The organism is Amycolatopsis vastitatis, assembly GCF_002234595.1.
Taxonomy (GTDB): Bacteria; Actinomycetota; Actinomycetes; order Mycobacteriales; family Pseudonocardiaceae; genus Amycolatopsis; species Amycolatopsis vastitatis.
The window spans coordinates 1-18,006 of sequence record NZ_NMUL01000065.1; the positions used below are offsets into that span (position 1 = coordinate 1).

Sequence of the window (18,006 nt, forward strand, 5' to 3'; positions counted from 1 at the left end):
CAGTGTTAGAACACTGTTACGCACTCACGACCGGCGCGGGAGGGCGGTTACGGGTAGCTGACCACGTTGACCGGGACCGTGCCCGAAGGCGTGGTGCCGCCGGTGTCGTTGATGACGTGCGTGATCGTGCCCCGGTAGTTGAGCGACACCGTCAGCAGGCTGTGGAACCGCACGCCGGCGTTGTTCGGCACCTCGAACGCGTGGTAGCTGGACACCGCCGGGTTCGTGTCGAAGAAGCAGTAGCTCCCGAGACCCCACGCTTCGTGCGAAGTCACGTTCGCTCCGACCTTGTAGGCGGCATACCCGGCGACCCCCGAAGGCGCGTTCCACGACGCCTGGTTCGGCACGTCGTAGGGCATCTCGTTCTGGAAGAAGATCGTCCGGCCGCCCTGGCCGTTCCAGATCACCTGGTACTTTTGGTAGTGCTCGACGAACAGGCCGGTGGCCAGCACGTTCGCACCGTTCACGAGCAGACCCGTGTCGGCCGTGTTCGTGGTCCAGCCGACCGTGCCGCTGTTGCCGTGGTCGGCGCGCCACGCCCAGATGTGGTCGATGATCGTGTCGCTGCTGTTCACGACCAGGCTGTTCGTCGCCTTCCCGGCGAGCTGGCCGCCGATGCGGAAGAAGACGTCCTGAACCGTCGTCGGGTTCGAAGCGTGCGAAGCCGACGAGCCGGACTGGCCGACGGTGAGCAACGCCTGCGAGTTCGCCGTGCCCGCGTCGAAGAGCAGGCCCTTGAGCCGGACACCGTCCACATCGGACACCTGCATCGCGTTGACGCCGTTGTCGGGCACCAGCGTCGGGTAGCCGATGCCGAGGACCGTCGTGTTCGCCCGCGTCACGTTGAGCGTCTGGTTCAGGTGGTAGATGCCCGGCGTGAAGAACAGGTTGCAGCCCGCGGCGAGCGCGTTGTTGATCGACGCGGCCGTGTCACCGGACTTCACGACGTAGAACTGGCTCATCGGCGCCGACGTGCCCGGCGTGCTGCCGCTCGCCCAGCTCGGCCCGGACGCGTTGGTGCGCAGGGAAGGCAGGAACACGCGGTACTTGCCGGTGCCGTCGACGTAGAGGTAGGGCACGTCCCGCGAGACCGGCGTCGTGGCCAGCGTCGTCTCCGGCGGGTTCGGGAACGTGTTCGCCGGCGCGCCGCTCGTGCCGGAGAAGACCATGTTCCACACGCCGCCGTTCCAGCTCCCCAGCGAGGAGTCGCGGGTGTACCACTGCTGCTGCGACACCGACGCGGCCTGACCGGACACCTTCGTGTCGGCGATGTAGCCGCCGCTGGCGTACCCGTAGCTCGCCGGGTACAGCTGCAGCCCGCCGCGGATGTCCATCCGGCGGAACGGCGCGGCCTGCGCCACCGCCCAGCGGTCGTTGCCGCTGGAGGGGTTGACGGCCATGTTCTCCGCCGACCGCCAGAAGTTCTGCAGCGCGACGCCGTTGTCGGAGGCGTTGAAGGCGTCCACGGTGATGTCGCCGTTGATCACCACGCCGCCGGGGTTCTGGCCGAGGCCGGCGACCGAGGTGTAGAACCCGACGTTGTCGTGCACGTTGTAGGTGCCCGGCTTGAAGAGGTGGGCGACGCGCCGCTCGGCGAACTGCGCGGTCAGCGTGTCCTTCTGGTTGTTGAAGTCGGTGTCCAGCTGGGCCTGGATCGTCGCCGCGGACATGCTCGGGTCGAAGACGCGCACGTTCGGCCCGAAGTCCGGGGTGTCGGACTGTGTCGGGCAGCCCGCCTGGGTGCCGATGGTGTAGCTCGCGCTCGAGACCGCGGAGTTCGCCGAGCCGGACTTCAGGGCGATCGCGTTCACCGTGCGAGACGCCGGCACGCTGATCGGTCCACTGTAGAGCGTCGACGACGCGGTCGGCGTCGATCCGTCCACTGTGTACCGGATGGCCGCGCCGGCGGTGGCGCTGCTGATGGTCACCGTCTGCGCGCTCGAGTAGGTGCCGCCGGGCGGGCTGAACGTCGGCGCGGCCACCGTCGACGAGCCGCCGCCCACGGTGTAGCTGAAGTGCGGGGTGTCGTACTGCGGGCCGTTCTTTTCGTAGGTGAACCAGTAGTCGAGCACGTTTCCGCTGCTCACGCCGTTAACCGTCGTGCGCCAGGTGCCGGAGCCGTTGGTCATCCGGACGTTCTGCTGGCCCAGGCCCGGCACGCCGGTGTAGTGGACGTCGACGTACAGCGCCGGGGTCGTCGGCGTGAACGCGATCGTCACCTGCGTCGCGCTCGGCTGGCTGACGCTTTGGGTGTAGTCGTCCGCGGCGAGCGCGGCGGGGGCACTGAGCCCCGCCGCCACCAGCAGCGCGGACGTGACGAGCGCGAACCTCGGGCCGCGTCGTCGAAGCTTGTCCATGGTCCGGTTCACGCCGTGACACCTCCGCCGTTGGGGATCCACGAGCATTTGTTGCGAGTCACAACAAAGTAGCTTTCGCTCAGCGGTGCTTACGTCACGTTTTCATAACATTCGTCTGGACCAATCACGCGGCTGAGTGAGGCGGTTCGTGACCGTTGGTCCTGTTTGCCGTCCGGTGGGCGAATGACTGAACCGAGAAACATTCTTCCGTCGGGTGACCACGAACGAGTGACATGCGACGATCCCCTGCCACACCTCGTCCCCTACCGAGGAGTAGGCCCATGGCGCCCCCACGGCTGTTCCGGTCCCTCGTCGTCCTCTCTCTGGTCGCGGCCCCCTTGTCGGTGGCCGTCGCCGCACCCGCCGAAGCGACGCCGCTGCAGAGCGGCGGCATCGTGAACTTCGGCTGCGCCACCTCCGGCAAGCTGCACTGCCTCGGCAAGGCGATCCGCTCGCCGAAGGGCAACGGCCCGCTGGTCGTCTCGACGCCGGTCGGGTACGGGCCGGCCGAGATCCAGGCCGCGTACAACCTCGGCGGGCTGCACGCCAACGGCCGCACGGTGGCCATTGTGGACGCTCAGGACGCGCCGACCGCCGAGGCGGACCTGGCGAAGTTCCGGTCGGCGCGCGGGCTTTCGCCGTGCACGACGGCCAACGGCTGCTTCAAGAAGGTGAACCAGAACGGCGCGGCGAGCCCGCTGCCCGCGCCCGACTACGGCTGGGCCGAGGAGATCAGCCTCGACCTCGACGCGGTGTCGGCGACCTGCCCGGACTGCCACATCCTGCTGGTGGAAGCCAACTCCCCGGACACGGACCCGCTGATGACGGCGGTCGACACGGCGGCGGCGACGCCGGGCGTGGTGGCGATCTCCAACAGCTACGGCGGCTCCGAGGACTCGACGATCCTCGCCGCGGACGCCCACCTGAACCACCCGGGCATCGCCGTCACGGCTTCCTCGGGCGACTCCGGCTACGGCGTCAGCTGGCCGGCGTCGTCGCCGTACGTCACGGCGGTGGGGGGCACGACGCTGAAGAAGGCGGCCGGCACCCCGCGCGGCTGGTCGGAGACGGCGTGGAAGGGCAGCGGCAGCGGGTGTTCGACGCTGGAGGCCAAGCCGTCCTGGCAGCACGACGCCGGATGCGCGAAGCGGACGGTCGCCGACGTCTCGGCCGTCGCGGACCCGGCCACCGGCCTCGGCGTCTACGACACGTACAACAGCTGCGGCAGCTCGTCCTGGTGCGACTTCCTGCTGTCGCTGGGACTCGCCCAGGGCGCGGACGGCTGGGTGCAGGTCGGCGGTACGAGCCTGTCTTCGCCGGTGATCGCGAGCGTGTACGCGCTGGCGGGCAACTCGGTCACTTCGGGTTCGTACCCCTACGCGCACACCAGCGGGCTCTACGACGTGACGTCGGGATCGAACGGCAGCTGCGGCGGAACGTACCTCTGCACGGCGGTCGCCGGCTACGACGGGCCGACCGGGTTGGGCACGCCGAACGGCACCTCAGGGTTCTGACCTCGCCGGTGTTCGTGAAGGCCACCTTGAGGAATTTGGAGTTCCTCAAGGTGGCCTTCACGAACTTGGGGTTGTGCGGACGGGGCTTCCTCCATGACGCCGATCTTCCCCGGAAGGGTGACGTTCGCGCAGCGCATTTTCGCGTGTCCCCGCGCGGGGTAAGGATGTCTCCATGCTGGACACCGAAGTCCTGTCGCGGACGGCTCCGCGCGCCCTCGACGTCGTCACCCCGCTCGGGGCCGTGCGGTTCGCCGTGCGCCTCGGTGGCTGGGACGTCCCCGCGAGACCGGAGCTGACGTGGGGGCTCGCCTCCGGCGCCCGGTTGTGCCGGTGGCGGCACCCGTCCGTGCGGCTCGACGTGGTGGCCGGGCCGACCGCGCCGCGGCTGCCCGGCGGCTACCCCGTCGTCGCGCGGGAGGTCACCGTCTTCCGGGTGCTGGCCAGGGAATCCGTCGACGGCTTCGTCGTCCGGGCCGAACTGACCGGCGCGCCCCAAAGCGGGAGCGTCCGGGAAAGCGCCTTCACCGCCGAGACCGCCGACGCCGTGGTGAGCGTCGGCGGTCCCTGTGCCGATCTGCTGCGGCGCTGCTCGCGGGCCGGGCAGCACGTGCCGCCGTACTGGTCCCGGCTGCTCGGCGGCGACGCCGTCGAGCGGACCGGGGGCCGGCTCACCTGGCGGCTGCCCCGCATCGAGCGCGGTGACTACGCCGAGGTGTGGATCTCGGTCGCGTGGAGCGCGCCGAGCGAGCACCCGGGCACGGCCGCCGCCATCGACATCGACCCGGCCCGGGTGCTGCGCGAGCTAACCCAGTGAAATCCGGTCCAGATCCGGGGCGCCGGCGCGGTCGTTGCCGATCCGGATCGTATTGGCGCCCGCGTTCAGCGTCACCGGGACCGAAGTGGTGTACGGCGTGTTGTTCCCGACGCCGCTGACCTTGACCTCCGCGGGCGTGCCGCCGTTCACCGACACGAAGTACGAGCGGTCGCCGTTGACCGTGAAGTCGAGGTACAACGTGTACTGCCCCGTCGCGCCGACCGTGACTTCCGGGAACGTGACCGCCGCGCCGGGGCTGCCGCCGATGTTGCGCACCTTCTGCCCGCCCGAGCAGGGGGAACAGCTCGTGACGCCGGCGTCGCCGATGTCGTTCGCCGAGTCCTCCGCCTCACGCATGAACACCCGGCCCGCCGGGCGCGGCTTCACCTGCACCGGCTTGCTCACCGACGTGGCCCGCCCGAGCGTCGTGAAGGACGCCGTCACCGGGATGGTCGCGGCCTGCGCGTCCGGGGCGGTCACCGTCCAGGACCCGCTGAGCACCTGGCCGAGCCGCAGGTTCGCCGCGGTCACCGGGGCGCCCTGGAGCGTCCAGCCCGCCGGGACGACCGGGGCCAGCGACACCTGGTCGATCGGGTCGTCGACGTCCAGCCGCAGCGACGCGGTGATCTTCAGCGACTGCTGACCCGGCGAAACCCATTGCACGCCGGCGGGTTGCGCGGTCAACGTCGTCTTCGGGGTGTACGACTCGGGCGGCATGGGGGCCACCGCGATCCGGTCGAGGCCGGCCGTGCCGGACACCTTGATCGTGTTGGTCCCGGCGTTGAGCGGCGCCGGGATCGCCGTCGAGGTCACGACGCCGGGGGTGCTCGCCGGGACCGTGACCGCGATCGGCGCGCCGCCGTTCACGCTCACCGAGAGCGAGCCCGATCCCGTCGTGTCCAGCTGCAGCCGGGACGGACCCGCGGCCTGGACGTCACGGAAGACGACCGCGCCCCGGTCGAGCCCGGTCACCTCGTTCGTGCCCGAGCACGCCTCGCACCACACCGGCGACGCCTTGCCCTCGAAGCCGTTGCGCGACGACTCCGCTTCCAGCGGCACCTCGCCGCGTGGGTCGGGGTAGCCGTATGCGACGTCGATCTCGTCGAGCGCGAGCTGGTGGAAGAACGGCTTGGCCTGCGGCCCTGACCACGTGTTCAGCACCTCGAGCCTGAGGTACCGCGCGTGCACCTCGCCGACGTCGATGAACTGCACCCCGCGGGCGCTCGGCAAGGCGCCGGTGCGCACAGTGTGCCAGGTCTTGCCGTCGTCGCTCGCGTGGACGCGGTAGTCCTTGATCCGCGCGGAGTCCTCGGCACGGCCGAAGGACTCCCGCGCGTACGTCGGCGACGACTCGCGCTCGTGCACCGCCAGGTAGGCCGTCGACCGCTTCCGGCCCAGGTCCAGCGTCACCGAGACCGGCAGCTGACCGCCCGCGTCCCAGTAGTTCAGGTAGCTGCCGTCGACGAGGTTCGCCGCCGAAGCCCCGTTCGCCGACGCGGTCGCCTTGATCGTGTTCTTGTCGTAGAAGTACTGCTGACCGGCGGTGTCCACTTTGAACACCGTGTCGTAGTCGTCCCAGCTCGTGATGTCCAGAATGGACAGATAGCCACCGGACTGCGCGAACCGCATGGGCTTGCCGGTGCGCAGGTCGGACACGCCGGTGACGCGGTAGCCGTTGTCACGCAGGCGGACCAGGTTCGTCGACGGCCGCGTGACGACGTGCACGTACTGCGTTTTCGCGCCGGGCTTCACCGTGATGACGCCGTGCGCGCCGTCGTTCCAGAAGCCGGGCTGCAGGCCGCCGTACATGTAGCCGCCGCCCTCGGTGCCCTGCAGCGACTGCTTGATCGGCTGCGTCCAGGACGCCATGAAGTTGTTGAACGCCTCCTGCTGCGGCGGGAACTTGCCGTTCAGCATGGCGGTTTCGGCCATCAGCGACTTGATCGACGAGCCCGCGTTCGTGATGTAGCGGCCGGTGGAGAGCCGGACGTCGACGGCCTGGTCACCGCCGCTGTACCACCAGTCGCCGTTGGTCGGCAGCTTGTAGTCGGCCTCGGTGAGCCGCGGCATCGGCGTGTAGACCGCCTGCGGGTAGTCGTAGGACGGCGTCATGCCGGTCTTCTGCTCGTTGCTGACCGTGTCCATGATCGGCGTGTCCTCGTTGTTGTTGCTCAGCAACCAGGACGGCCGCTTCTCGCGGATGTGCTCGTAGAGCCCGTGCTGTTCCCAGTACTCGTTGTCGTTGTCGATCCAGAAGCCGGCGAGGCCGGAGTAGCGGTCCATGACCTCGTCGAACAGGTCGTAGGAGAACTCGCCGAAGCCGGGCCGGGTGGTCAGGTCGACCGGCTTGCCCTTGTACGCCGAGTATGCGGCCGAGTCGAGCGACTCGTGGCCGGTTTCGTTGTGCCACTGGGGGTCGTCGGTCATGTAGAGCATGACGCGGACGCCCTTGGCCTGGCCCGCGGCGATCAGCTCGCCGAGGAAGTCGCGCTGCGTCGAGCAGCTGCCGGGGATCTTCGACGGCCACGGCCGCGCGTACCCCAGCCGGCTGTGGAAGGTGGTGAGGACGACGTAGGACGCGCCCAGCTTCTTCGCCTCGTCGATCCAGTAGTCCGGCGTCCAGCCGCCGTCGGTGACGTCGCGCTCCCAGGCGGCGCAGTCGGTGTGCCGCGGCGCGGTGAACATGCCCCAGTGCAGGAACAGGCCGGCGGTCGAGGCCCGCAGCCAGTCCTGGCGCGGGTTGTAGAGCTCGGCGTTCGCGGGGCTGACCAGGCTCGCCACCAGCGCGACGGCGGCGGCGAGGCAGGCAAGCAGTCGGATTCTCAAGGGACCTCCTCGTCCGGAGAGATCCGATGATTTATTCGTCATATATCGTACGTCAAGGGTAGATGCCGCTCACCGGCACACAATCGTCCTACCTGTCACAAATCTCGGGCCGCGTTCGTCAAGGTGGTGATCGACCCGCGAAAGGACGAACCCCGTGAACGCTGACGTCTTGGCCCGCAGCTTCGAGACCCACCGCGGCCACCTGCGGTCCGTCGCCTACCGGATGCTGGGCTCGCTGAGCGAGGCCGAGGACGCCGTCCAGGAATCGTGGCTGCGGCTGAGCCGGAGCGACACCGCCGCCGTTGAAAACCTCGGCGGCTGGCTCACGACCGTCGTCGGGCGGGTCTGCCTCGACATGCTGCGGTCGCGCAAGGCCCGGCGCGAAGAGCCGTGGGAAACGCTGGTGCCCGACCCGATCATCAGCCGCGAGGACGACGGCCCCGAGCACGAGGCGCTGATGGCGGACTCGGTCGGCCTCGCGCTGCTGGTCGTGCTCGACACGCTGACCCCGGCCGAGCGGCTGGCGTTCGTGCTGCGGGACATGTTCGCGATGCCGTTCGACGAGATCGCGTCGATCGTCGGCCGCTCCGAAGCCGCGACCCGGCAGCTGGCGAGCCGCGCCCGCCGACGCGTGCAGGGCGCGCCGGTCGCGCCGGACCCCGACCTCGCCCGGCAGCGCGAAGTCGTCGACGCCTTCCTGGCGGCCGCCCGCGGCGGCGACTTCGACGCGCTGGTCTCGGTCCTCGACCCCCAGGTCGTGCTGCGCGCCGACCGCGGCGCGGCCCAGGGCGGCTCGACCGAGGTCCACGGCGCGGCGGCCGTGGCGAACCAGGCGCTGACGTTCTCACGCCTCGGCGCCGGCGGCGGCGTGGTCCACCGGGCCCTGGTCAACGGCGCCGCCGGTGTGGTCGCTACACGCGAGGGCAGGCCGTTCTCGGTGCTGGGGTTTGTCGTGGTCGGGGGGCGGATCGTGGAGATCGACATCCTCGCCGACCCCGAGCGCCTTGGTCGGCTGGACCTGGCGGTGCTGGACTGAAGTGAATGACTCGTTCCTGTCGTCAGACGACAGGAATGAGTCGTTCACGTCGCCGGGACAGGCCAGGTGTCTTCCTCGACCACCGCGCCGGTTTCGTCGGTGACCAGGGCGATCCCGCCCGCGTCGGCGAAGTGCAGGTACCGCCGCCTGCCGTCCGGGTACTGGCGGACCGCGTCCGCCACCACGACCACCAGCTCGCCGTTCTCGATAGCGTAAAGGTCGTCCGGGGTCAGGACCTCGTGGATGCGCGTGCCGTCGGTGACCAGGGTGCGGGCGCGGCGGCCGGTGTGGTCGTAGCTGTACAGCGCGTTGACGCCGTCGTCGCCGTGGACCCCGCGCAGCCGGCCGAACGCGTCGCGGATTTCGCTCCCCGACGGCGTTTCCGGGGCTTCGGCCGGGGCCTCGATCTCGCGCAGCCAGCCACCCGGGCCGGTGACGACGTGGCGTCCGTCGGCGACGAGTTCGCTGACGCCGTTCGCGTAGTGCACCGCGATGCGGTGGCCGCGCAGGTCGTAGTGAACGGCGTCGACGAACCCCGGCACGCTCACCAGCCTGCCGACCTCGTCGTACTGGTGGTGGACGGTCAGCCGCCCGTCGCCGGCGTCGGGGTAGCCGACCTCCGCCACCCGCCCGTCGGCCCGGCGCCGCACGTCGAGCTGGTACTCGAGGGCGACGTGTGCCGGGCGCCAGCGCTTCTCCGCGGGGTTGCCGAGCGCGTCGTAGCCGAAGAACGTCTCGCCGCATTCGTCGGTGACGCGCACCAGGCGCCCGCAGCTGTGCGGCCCCGCGCCGCGCGGCACCGGCAGCCCGCGGTCGTGGTGGGTGAACGTCGTGACCGGGGTGCCGCGCGGGTCGTCGACGAGCACCGCGACCACCCGGGAGGCCGCGTCGTGCACGCGGAACACCGTGTGCCCGTCCGGAGTCCGCGCCTCCACCGGATTCCCGGCCGCGTCGCGGACGTACACGACGCCGTCCGCGCCACGCAGCTCCCGCCCCAGCAGGTCGCAGATGCCGTGCGGGGCACCCTCATGAACAGTCGTGGAGGCGAGTGGGCGGCCGAGGGCGTCGTAGTGGAACTCCGACGGCGGGGGCGGCGGTTCGCCGTTCCGGAAACCGCGGGTCGTCCGGCACAGCAGGCCCCGCGCGCAGTACTCGTGGCGCTCGTCGACGACGTCGCCGAGCAGGTCGGCGTGCCGGCGTTCCCGCAGCCGTCCGGCGCCATCGCGCACTTCGGCGGTCACCAGCACCTCCGCCTCGCCGGACACCGCCCGCTGCTCGGCGGTGACCCGCACCGGCCCGCTGTGGTCGTAGCGGTACCGCAGCGTCGGCAGGTCCGCCGAGTCGCCCGGCCGGACGACGGCGCCGGGACGGCCCAGCGGGTCGGGGGTCACCGTCGTCACCCCGCCCGCCGGATCGACCAGCTCGCGGACGGCGCCCGTCCGGACGTCGTACCGCGTGACCGTCACGTTCCCGAGCGGGTCCGTGGCCGCCTCGGGGAAACAGCGGTCGGCCGAATACCGCACCTCGCGGGTGTGGCCGAGCGGGTCGGTCGTCGTCGTGCGCAGCCCGGTGACGGTGTCGAGGCGCCCGTGGAACGTCGTGACCCACCAGCCGTCCTCGCCGGGACGGCGGTGGTAGCCGTGGTGCCGGAAGTCCGGCGGGACCCGGCCGTAGACGGCGTCGACGAGCGCGTCGGTGAGCGCCAGCTCCTCCCGCGCGGTGAGGAGGCCGTGCGAACCGGCCGTCCCGTCGGGCTCTTCGTCGTACCGGAACACCTTGTCCGAGCACACTTTCCCGGCGCCGTCCACCGCGCGCACCCGCGCGGGCAGCCCCGCGAACCGGCGTTCGGCGTCGGTCGCGTACGTCGTCCGGGTCTCGCGCACGACGGGGGTGCGGCCGGGCCGCTCGATCGTCTCCACCTCCCGCGTCGGGTTCCCGGCGGTGTCGAAGGCCGTGTCGGTCGTGGTGACCGAAACCGGCGTCTCCCGCCGCTCGAACTCCGTCGTCACCACGCGTGTCCACTGTGGACGGCGGAGGTGCTCCACCCGGCGGTACGGCCGTCCCGCGGCGGGGGAGCCGTCGAGGCCGTAGGTCTCCTCCTTGCTCAGGAGCCCGCCGGCGCCGAACCAGCGCACGGTCCGCAGCGTCGGCGCGTACTCGTCGCCGAGCTCGTCCTGCGCCACCCGGCCGAACCCGGTGAACGCGCGCGCGTCGTCGAACCGGCCGTCGTGGTACTCGAACTCGGTCACGCCCTGGTGGCCCGTCGCCGGTTCGCGCAGCGAGACGCGCCGGACCACCGGGACCGTTTCGACGGTCGCGTACTCGATCCCGGTGCACAGCCCGATGCCGTTGTCGATCTCGCTCAGCCGCCCGGTCCGGGGCAGGTCGTCGAGGGAGTAGTACGGCACCGAGCTGTCGGCGTCGAGCAGCAGCACGCCCTGCCCGGCCCGGGCCCGCGCGGCGACCTGGAGCCGCCGGGCCGGCGGGGGATCCGGGTGGGCGTAGGCCAGCCGCAGCGCCGGCGCGGCCGCTTCGGCGCCGTGCGCGTCGAACCCGGTGAGCGACACAGACGTCAGCAGGGACGCGCCGGTGACGTCGTCGAGGTCGTAGCCGAGGACCCACCGCCGGACGAGCGGCCGCGCGTCCCCCGGCACGCGCAGGTCGATCCGGGTGCAGCGCAGCGCCGTCGTGACGAGGGTGCCGCCGCGGCCCCAGCGCAGCACGTCCGGCCGCGGCTCGTACGTGAAGTCCACTTCGTACGGTCCGTAGGAGACGCGCGTGAGGTAGGCCTGCCCGCTGTGGTGCGCCCAGTCGAACGTCGCGGTGGTGCCCAGCGCGTCCTCGGTCCGTTCGAGGTACCAGGCGGAACCGTCGCTCGGGGCGAGGAAGTGCCGGCGGCCCGACCGGGTGGTGAGCACGAAGCCTTCGCCGACGCGGGCGAGCCTGCCTTCGGCGCCCGGCCGCGCGCGGCCGCCGGACGGCCGGACGTGCGGCAGCGGCACCGTGAACCCGTCGCCGAACGGGCCGCCGGGCGCGCCGGTCGTGTAGCGCAGCGCGAGCGCGGGGGCGATGCCGCCGGGACCGGGTGGCAGGTCGAGCGGCACCGAGAAGCGGCCACCTCCGGTTGCGGGATCCGGGGTGAAAGCCCCGCCCGCCCCGGTGACCGACGTGGGCCGGACCGGCTCAGGCGCACCCGACCGGAGCAGAACCATGGTGATCTCCCCGCGTGGATATGTGACTTCTTCGGGGCCAAGTGGGTGAGTCGGGCGCCCCAGATACGTCTTCACCCGTTTGCCGTCACCGTTACGCATTCGTGACGTCGGTGTCGTATCCCGGTTGCGGCCCACGGGTCTTTCCCGGGTGCCAGACCTGATCAACGGGGGCAGTAGGAGGGTGGACCGGATGGTCGTCAGGTTCGTGCGGGAGGAGACTTCGGAAGTGGCTGAAGCGTCTTCGGAGGACCGGAGCACGCTCAACGAGCTCCCGTCCCCACCCAGGCAGTTGCTCGACCGGCACGGCGCGCGCGTGCTCGACCCGGCGACGGCCGTCGTCGCGCCCGGCCAGCCGGTCCCGCGCACGACCGTGTACCGGCCGGGCGTGTTCCTCATGCCCCAGCGGTACCTGCGTGACCAGGAAGCCCTGGCCGCGGTCAACGGCGTGCTCGCCCGCATCGGCCTGTACTGCGAACCGGCCGACCGCGGCGGCGACAGCGCCGCAGTGAAAGAGCTCGCCCGCGCCCGGCAGTTCGAAGACCTCCCCGTCCGCGCCCTGCTGCGCGTCCGCGAGGACTCCGGCCCCGTCGTCGTCGACTGCTGGAAGGCCCTGCAGGAGCTGCGGTCCGCCGCGGCGGGCGAGCGGCCCGAACTCGACCCGGACATGGTCGCGCGGACTTCGCCCGAGCACCTGCTGTTCACCACGCCGGTGTTCGGCGGGGTGCCGTGGGAGACCAGCGGCCTCGGCGGCACGCCGTGGGAGACCAGCGGGTTCGGCGCGGGCAGCTCCTACGGGCGCACGCGCGGCGCCAACCGGATCCCGGTGACGCTGGCCGCGGCCCCGCCCTACCGCAGCGAGAAGTCCGGCCACCGGCGGCCGGTGATCGCCGTGCTGGACACCGGCATCGGCCCGCACCCGTGGTTCGGGCTGGCCGACCGCAGCGGGCCGCCGGCCGCCGGCACCGGGCTCGCCGTCGCGCCGGACATCCAGGCGGCGATCCTGCAGGCGGAGCTCGCGACCGGAACGACGTTGCACACCCAGCTGCTGACGGACTACTGGGACGCGCCGACGACCGGCAGGCCGCTGATCGGCGACATCGACACCGACACCGGGCACGGCCTGTTCATCGCCGGCATCGTGCGGCAGGCGTGTCCCGAGGCCGACACCCTCGCGATCCGCGTCGTGCACAGCGACGGCGTCGCGTACGAGGCCGACGTGCTGCTCGCCCTGCACCTGCTGGCCGACCGCGTGCGCGACGCCCAGGCGAACAACCGGCCGGAGCACATGGTCGACATCGTTTCGCTGTCGTTGGGCTACTACGAGGAGAACCCGGCGGACATCGCCTACACCGGCCAGTTCGGCGCGGCCATCGCGGAGCTGCTCGGCCTCGGCGTGCTCGTCGTCGCCGCCGCGGGCAACGACGCCACCACCCGCCGCTTCTACCCGGCGGCCTTCGCCGACCAGCCGCTCGGCGGCGGCTGCGGCCCGCAGGTGATCAGCGTCGGCGCGCTCAACCCCGACGTCACCACGAGCAAGGCGCTGTTCTCCAACGAAGGCCCGTGGGTGCGCTGCTGGGCGACCGGCGCGGGCGTCGTCAGCACCTACCCGACCGACGTCCGCGGCACCGCGGCCGCCGACCACGAGGTGCCCGACCACGGGCGCAACTCGTTCGACCCCGACGACTACAGCGCCGGGTTCGCCGTCTGGGACGGGACGTCGTTCGCCGCGCCGCTCGCCGCCGCCGAGCTCGGCAAGGCCCTGCTGCAGTCCGGCGACCTGGCCACGGTCGACCGCGACACCGTCGTCAAGCGCGCGTGGACCGCGCTGGGTTCACTGTGAACGTGGCCAAGACCGACCACGGCCGCGTCGCGGTCCTGTTCGGCGCCGCGCGGGAGGGCGACCGCGCGGCGCTGGACGAACTGGTCGTCCTGCTCACGCCGCTGCTCTGGCAGGTGGCGCGTGACCAGGGCCTGGACGCCGACCAGGCGGGTGACGTCGTGCAGACGACGTGGCTGCGCCTGCTCGGCTCGTTCGCGGAGATCCGCTCGCCGGTCGCGCTGACCGGCTGGCTGATCACCGTCACCAAGCGGGAGGCCTGGCGGACTGGGGAAAAACGCCAGGTCGAACGGCCGCTGCCGGAGCTCCCGGAGCGGCTCGTGGAAGCGTCACCGGCACCCGAGGAGGGGGTGCTGCGCGACGACCAGCGCGCGCGGTTGTGGCGCGCGGTCGACAACCTGCCCGAACGCTGCCGCCGCCTGCTGCGGATCGTGGCGTTCGTGCACCGGCCGGACTACGCCGAAGTCGGCGCCCGGCTGGGAATGCCGAGGGGGAGTATCGGCCCGACCAGGGGACGCTGTCTCGCGCGCCTGCGCGAGCAGCTACTCGCCAACGGCGAAGGAGATTGGCTGTGACCACCGTCGAACCACCAGGCGCTGACGAGCCCTTGGACGAGCTCGACCTCCGGCTGCTGGCCGGGGTGCGCGAGCTGTGGGAAGACGCCGACCCGATGCCCGCCACGCTGGTGGACCAGATCCGGTTCGCCATCCAGCTGGAGGACGTCGACCTTGAAGTGATGCGGATTCGTGAACAGGAGGGGCTCGCCACCGCCCGGAGTGCCGCCGAGCAGGGCAGGCTCATCACCTTCGACAGCGAGAGCCTCACCATCATGGTGAACGTGAGCCCCGAGCCCGGCGGGTCGATCCGGCTGGACGGCTGGCTCACCCCGCCGGCCGAGCACCCGATCGAGGTCCGCACCAAGAACGGCACCTTGACGACCACTTCGGACGCCGAGGGGCGGTTCGCCGTGTGCGGTGTGCCGCACGGGATGGTGCAGGTGCTCGTGCGGACGCGCGGGACTTCGAGGACGGTGAGCACCCCGGCCATCGAGCTGTAGCCGTCGTGAGTGGGAAACAGTGTTCTGACACTGTTTCCCACTCACGACGGCGGGCGGGCCGGAGGTACCATCCGGGACGTCCTTCTCGGCCGAGGGGGACGGCCCCGGCCGGAAGGTCAGCCCTTGGTCGCGTCCGCGAAGGTCGAAGACCGGGTCCGCGACCTGCACCGGCGGGCGGTCGCGGCGACCAACGACGGACAGCCGGTGGTCGGCGGGCGGCTGATCCGCTCGGCCGCGCGGCTCCTCGGCCTGCCCGCGACGGAACCGCCGCCGGACTGGCCGTCCTGGCCGGACCTCGCGACGCGTGTGCTCGGGACGTACGCGGCCGTCGAAACGGCGCTGGGCAACAGCGCCCGCGGGCTGGCCCTGCTCGACGAAGCCGATGTCCTCGTGTCGGACGCCGGGCGCGGGATCCTGCGCCAGCAACGGGGTCTCGTGCTCATCCTGATCGGCCGGATGGACGAGGCGCTGGCGTGCTTCGACGAGGCGATCCCGCTGCTGCGGCAGGCGGGCGAGTTCGTCGTGCTCGCCAGGACGCTGCTGAACCGCGCGATGCTGCACCAGTACGCCGGGCGCGTCCGGCTCGCGCTCGCCGATCTCGACCAGTGCGAGCAGATCGGGGCCGGCCAACCCGGAGAAGAGGGCCTGGCCAGGATCTTCGCCAAAGCCGCCCACGGCCGCGGCCAGGCGCGCGTTCTCACCGGCGACATTCCGGGCGCGCTCAGGGACTTCGACGCGGCGAGCGGGTTCTACGCCGAGCAGAGCGTCGGGATGCTGCCGGTGCTGGCCGTCGACAAGGCGCGGGCGCTGCTCGCCGCCGGGCTGCCGCAGGAGGCCGCCGCCGAACTCGACGCGGCGCTCGAGCAGTTCCCGCGGCTGCGGATGAACCAGGAACACGCCGAGGCCGAGCTGACCAGGGCGCTGGCGGCGCTGGCGGGCGGCGAGCCGTCGACCGCGCGGAGCTGGGCGGTGCGGGCCGAACGCCGGTTTCGGCGGCGGGGCAACGAAACCTGGGCGGCGGTGGCGCAGCTGACCGTGCTGCGCGCGGACTTCGCGGCCGGACGGCGGATCGCCCGCGTCGCCGCGGAGGCGACCGCGCTGGCCGATCGGCTCACCGGGCTGGGCCTGCGCAACGACGCGGAAATCGCGGCACTGCTGGCCGCGCGGGCCCGGATCGTCCTGGGTGACCTGGACGGCGCCCGCGCCGGCATCGCGCCGCGCGACCGCCGGACCGCGCCGCTGGAGAACCGCCTGGTGCGGCGGCTCGCGCTGGCCGAACTCGGCGCGGCGAGCGGCCACCGGCGCATCACCTTCGCCAACGCGCGGGCCGGGCTGACACAGCTGCAGCACCACCGCAGCCGGTTCGGCAGCGTCGACCTGCAGACCGGGACGACGTCACTGGGCAAGGAGCTCGCCGACGCCGGCCTGGCCGCGGCCATGGCCCAGCGCTCGCCCGGTGTCGTGTTCCGCTGGCTCGACCGGTCGCGTGCGCAGGCGTTCCGGTTCCGGCCGGTGCGCCCGCCCGCGCACCCGGAGCTCGTCGACGCCGTCGCCGAGCTGCGGTACCTGTCGATGCAGATCCGCTCGGGCGAGCTGGCGGGCAAGCCGGACCCCCACGCCGTCCGGCGCTGTGCCGCGCTGGAACGGGAGATCCGCGCCAAGGGCTGGCAGGCCGAAGGCACCGACGAAGACCATCCCGAGGCGAGGCTCGGCGAGATCGGCGACGAGCTCGGGGCCACCGGCAGCGCGATGGTGTGCTTCCTCGCCGACCACGGCGCACTGTGCGCGCAGGTGATCGCCGACCACCGCGTCGCGCTGATCGAGCTGGGTCCGGCGTCGGCCGTCGCGGAGCCGGTCGCGCGGCTGCACAGCGACCTCGACGCGTTGTGCGGGCGGCAGCTGCCGCCGAAGCTCGACCAGGTCATCCGCCGTTCCGTGCGGACGCAGGTCACCGCGCTCGACGCGATCCTGCTGGCGCCACTGGCTTCCCGGCTCGGCGACCTCGACGTCGTCGTCGTGCCGACCGGCGCGCTTTCGGCGATCCCGTGGGGGCTGCTGCCGACGTTGCACGGCCGCCCGGTGACGGTCACGCCGTCGTCGTCGGCCTGGCTCGACGCGGGCCGCCGTCCCCGCCGGGCCGGTGGCGCGCCCCTGCTCGTCGCGGGTTCGGACCTGCGGCACGCGGAAGCCGAGGTCGCGCTGCTGGCCCCGCTCTACCCGGAGGCCGAGGTGCTGACCGGCCCGGACGCGACGGTCGCGGCGACGCTCAAGGCGTTCGACGGCTGCCGCCTGGCGCACTTCGCCGCGCACGGCCACCACGAGCACGAGAACGTGCTGTTCTCCCGGCTCAACCTGGCCGACGGGCCGCTGATGGCCTACGACGTCCAGCAGCTCGCGACGGCGCCCGAGCAGGTGGTGCTGTCCTCGTGCGACGTCGGGCAGACGGTGGTCCGCGCGGGCGACGAGGTCCTCGGGTTCACCGCGGCGCTGCTGTACGGCGGGAGCCGCACGGTGGTCTCGAGCGTGGCGCGGGTCGACGACCGCACCGCGGGCGGCGTGATGCTGGCGTTCCACCGGGCGCTGTCGGCGGGCACGCCCCCTGCGCGTGCCCTGGCCGACGCGGCGCGGGCGGAACCGCTGATGCCGTTCGTCTGCTTCGGCCGCAGCTGACGTCCATGAAGACGTGCGGCCCTTTCCGGGGTTGCTTTTCCGTGAGCGACACCATCGCGACGCAGCAGCCCGGGGCGCCGCGGGCGTCTTTCCTCATAAGTCCGATCAACGACAGTTGATCACGGAACGAGGGAGATGACCATGAAGCGAGCTGGTGCCGCGATGACCGTCGGCGGTCTGGTGGCCGGTGGGCTTGTCTTGGCGGGCGGGGCCGCGAACGCCATGCCGAGCGACATGCCGTGCGGGGCTTCGGACGTCCACGTGACCGTGGCCGCCGATCCGACGCACGCCGCCGGGCACGAGGCCTACGTCCTCACCTACACCGCGGCTTCGCCGATGACGAACTGCAAGCTGGAAGGCACGCCCACGGCGCTGTCCTTCATCGCCCGCGGAAAGCTGCTGCCGATCACCGCGACGCCGGACAGGAGCGAAGCCTTGCCGGTGAACCTGCGCGACGGCCACCCGGCGGTGTCCCGGATCGTCCAGGCCACGGCCGCGGCCCCGTCGGGGGTGCCGTCCTGGGTGTCGTTCGACCTGCCGACCGGCCCGTACGGCCAGCCCGTGAGCGTCGAGTGGCCTGCGGGCGCGGTGGTGAAGGGACGGACCGTCCAGGTCACGCCGGTCAGCGACTGACCTTCCGTCACTCGATCGAGTGAAGCGCGGGGCCGCGCGTCATTCCTGGC

General features: G+C 71.9%; 11 protein-coding genes. 8 read left to right on the forward strand and 3 right to left on the reverse strand.

All coding sequences use genetic code 11. The features are described from left to right. Positions 1 to 47: 47 nt before the first annotated feature. The gene (locus CF165_RS43640; RefSeq protein WP_093953469.1) at positions 48 to 2,369 is read right to left on the reverse strand and encodes a chitobiase/beta-hexosaminidase C-terminal domain-containing protein; all 2,322 of its coding nucleotides are present in this window, start codon (positions 2,367 to 2,369) and stop codon (positions 48 to 50) included. Between the two features lie 269 nt (positions 2,370 to 2,638). On the opposite strand from CF165_RS43640, the gene CF165_RS43645 reads away from it, so the two are divergent. Beyond that, the gene (locus CF165_RS43645) at positions 2,639 to 3,871 is read left to right on the forward strand and encodes a S53 family peptidase (protein WP_093953470.1); all 1,233 of its coding nucleotides are present in this window, start codon (positions 2,639 to 2,641) and stop codon (positions 3,869 to 3,871) included. Positions 3,872 to 4,043: 172 nt separating this feature from the next. Then, positions 4,044 to 4,685, forward strand: a complete 642-nt coding sequence (locus CF165_RS43650; RefSeq protein ID WP_093953471.1) for a hypothetical protein — start codon at positions 4,044 to 4,046, stop codon at positions 4,683 to 4,685. Here CF165_RS43650 and CF165_RS43655 read toward each other — a convergent pair. Beyond that, complete coding sequence (locus tag CF165_RS43655; protein WP_093953472.1) at positions 4,674 to 7,511, reverse strand: alpha-L-fucosidase; 2,838 nt, start codon at positions 7,509 to 7,511, stop codon at positions 4,674 to 4,676. The two genes, CF165_RS43650 and CF165_RS43655, sit on opposite strands and share 12 nt — an antisense overlap. Before the next feature lie 154 nt (positions 7,512 to 7,665). Here CF165_RS43655 and sigJ point away from each other — a divergent pair, with 154 nt between their 5' ends. Then, a complete protein-coding gene (gene sigJ, locus CF165_RS43660; RefSeq protein WP_093953473.1) occupies positions 7,666 to 8,547 on the forward strand; it encodes an RNA polymerase sigma factor SigJ in 882 nt (293 codons plus the stop codon). A 44-nt stretch (positions 8,548 to 8,591) separates the two neighbouring features. Here the strand turns inward: sigJ and CF165_RS43665 are convergent, their stop codons facing one another. Beyond that, positions 8,592 to 11,759 carry an RHS repeat domain-containing protein gene (locus tag CF165_RS43665; RefSeq protein ID WP_205661160.1) on the reverse strand — a complete coding sequence of 1,056 codons (3,168 nt, stop codon included), beginning with the start codon at positions 11,757 to 11,759 and terminating at the stop codon, positions 8,592 to 8,594. Positions 11,760 to 11,949: 190 nt separating this feature from the next. Here CF165_RS43665 and CF165_RS43670 point away from each other — a divergent pair, with 190 nt between their 5' ends. From CF165_RS43670 to CF165_RS43690, 5 genes are all read left to right on the forward strand, one after another. After that, the gene (locus CF165_RS43670) at positions 11,950 to 13,599 is read left to right on the forward strand and encodes a S8 family peptidase (RefSeq protein ID WP_093953474.1); all 1,650 of its coding nucleotides are present in this window, start codon (positions 11,950 to 11,952) and stop codon (positions 13,597 to 13,599) included. Beyond that, the gene (locus CF165_RS43675) at positions 13,596 to 14,171 is read left to right on the forward strand and encodes an RNA polymerase sigma factor (RefSeq protein WP_093953475.1); all 576 of its coding nucleotides are present in this window, start codon (positions 13,596 to 13,598) and stop codon (positions 14,169 to 14,171) included. The genes CF165_RS43670 and CF165_RS43675 overlap by 4 nt, the downstream gene beginning before the upstream one ends. Further along, on the forward strand, positions 14,168 to 14,653 hold the full coding sequence (locus CF165_RS43680) for a hypothetical protein (RefSeq protein WP_093953476.1): 486 nt from the start codon (positions 14,168 to 14,170) through the stop codon (positions 14,651 to 14,653). Before CF165_RS43675 ends, CF165_RS43680 begins: the two co-directional genes overlap by 4 nt. Positions 14,654 to 14,776: 123 nt before the next feature. Further along, on the forward strand, positions 14,777 to 17,323 hold the full coding sequence (locus CF165_RS43685) for a CHAT domain-containing protein (protein ID WP_093953477.1): 2,547 nt from the start codon (positions 14,777 to 14,779) through the stop codon (positions 17,321 to 17,323). A gap of 141 nt (positions 17,324 to 17,464) precedes the next feature. After that, positions 17,465 to 17,956 (forward strand): DUF4232 domain-containing protein, encoded by a 492-nt coding sequence (locus tag CF165_RS43690; RefSeq protein ID WP_093953549.1) that lies wholly within the window; start codon positions 17,465 to 17,467, stop codon positions 17,954 to 17,956. Positions 17,957 to 18,006 lie beyond the last annotated feature (50 nt).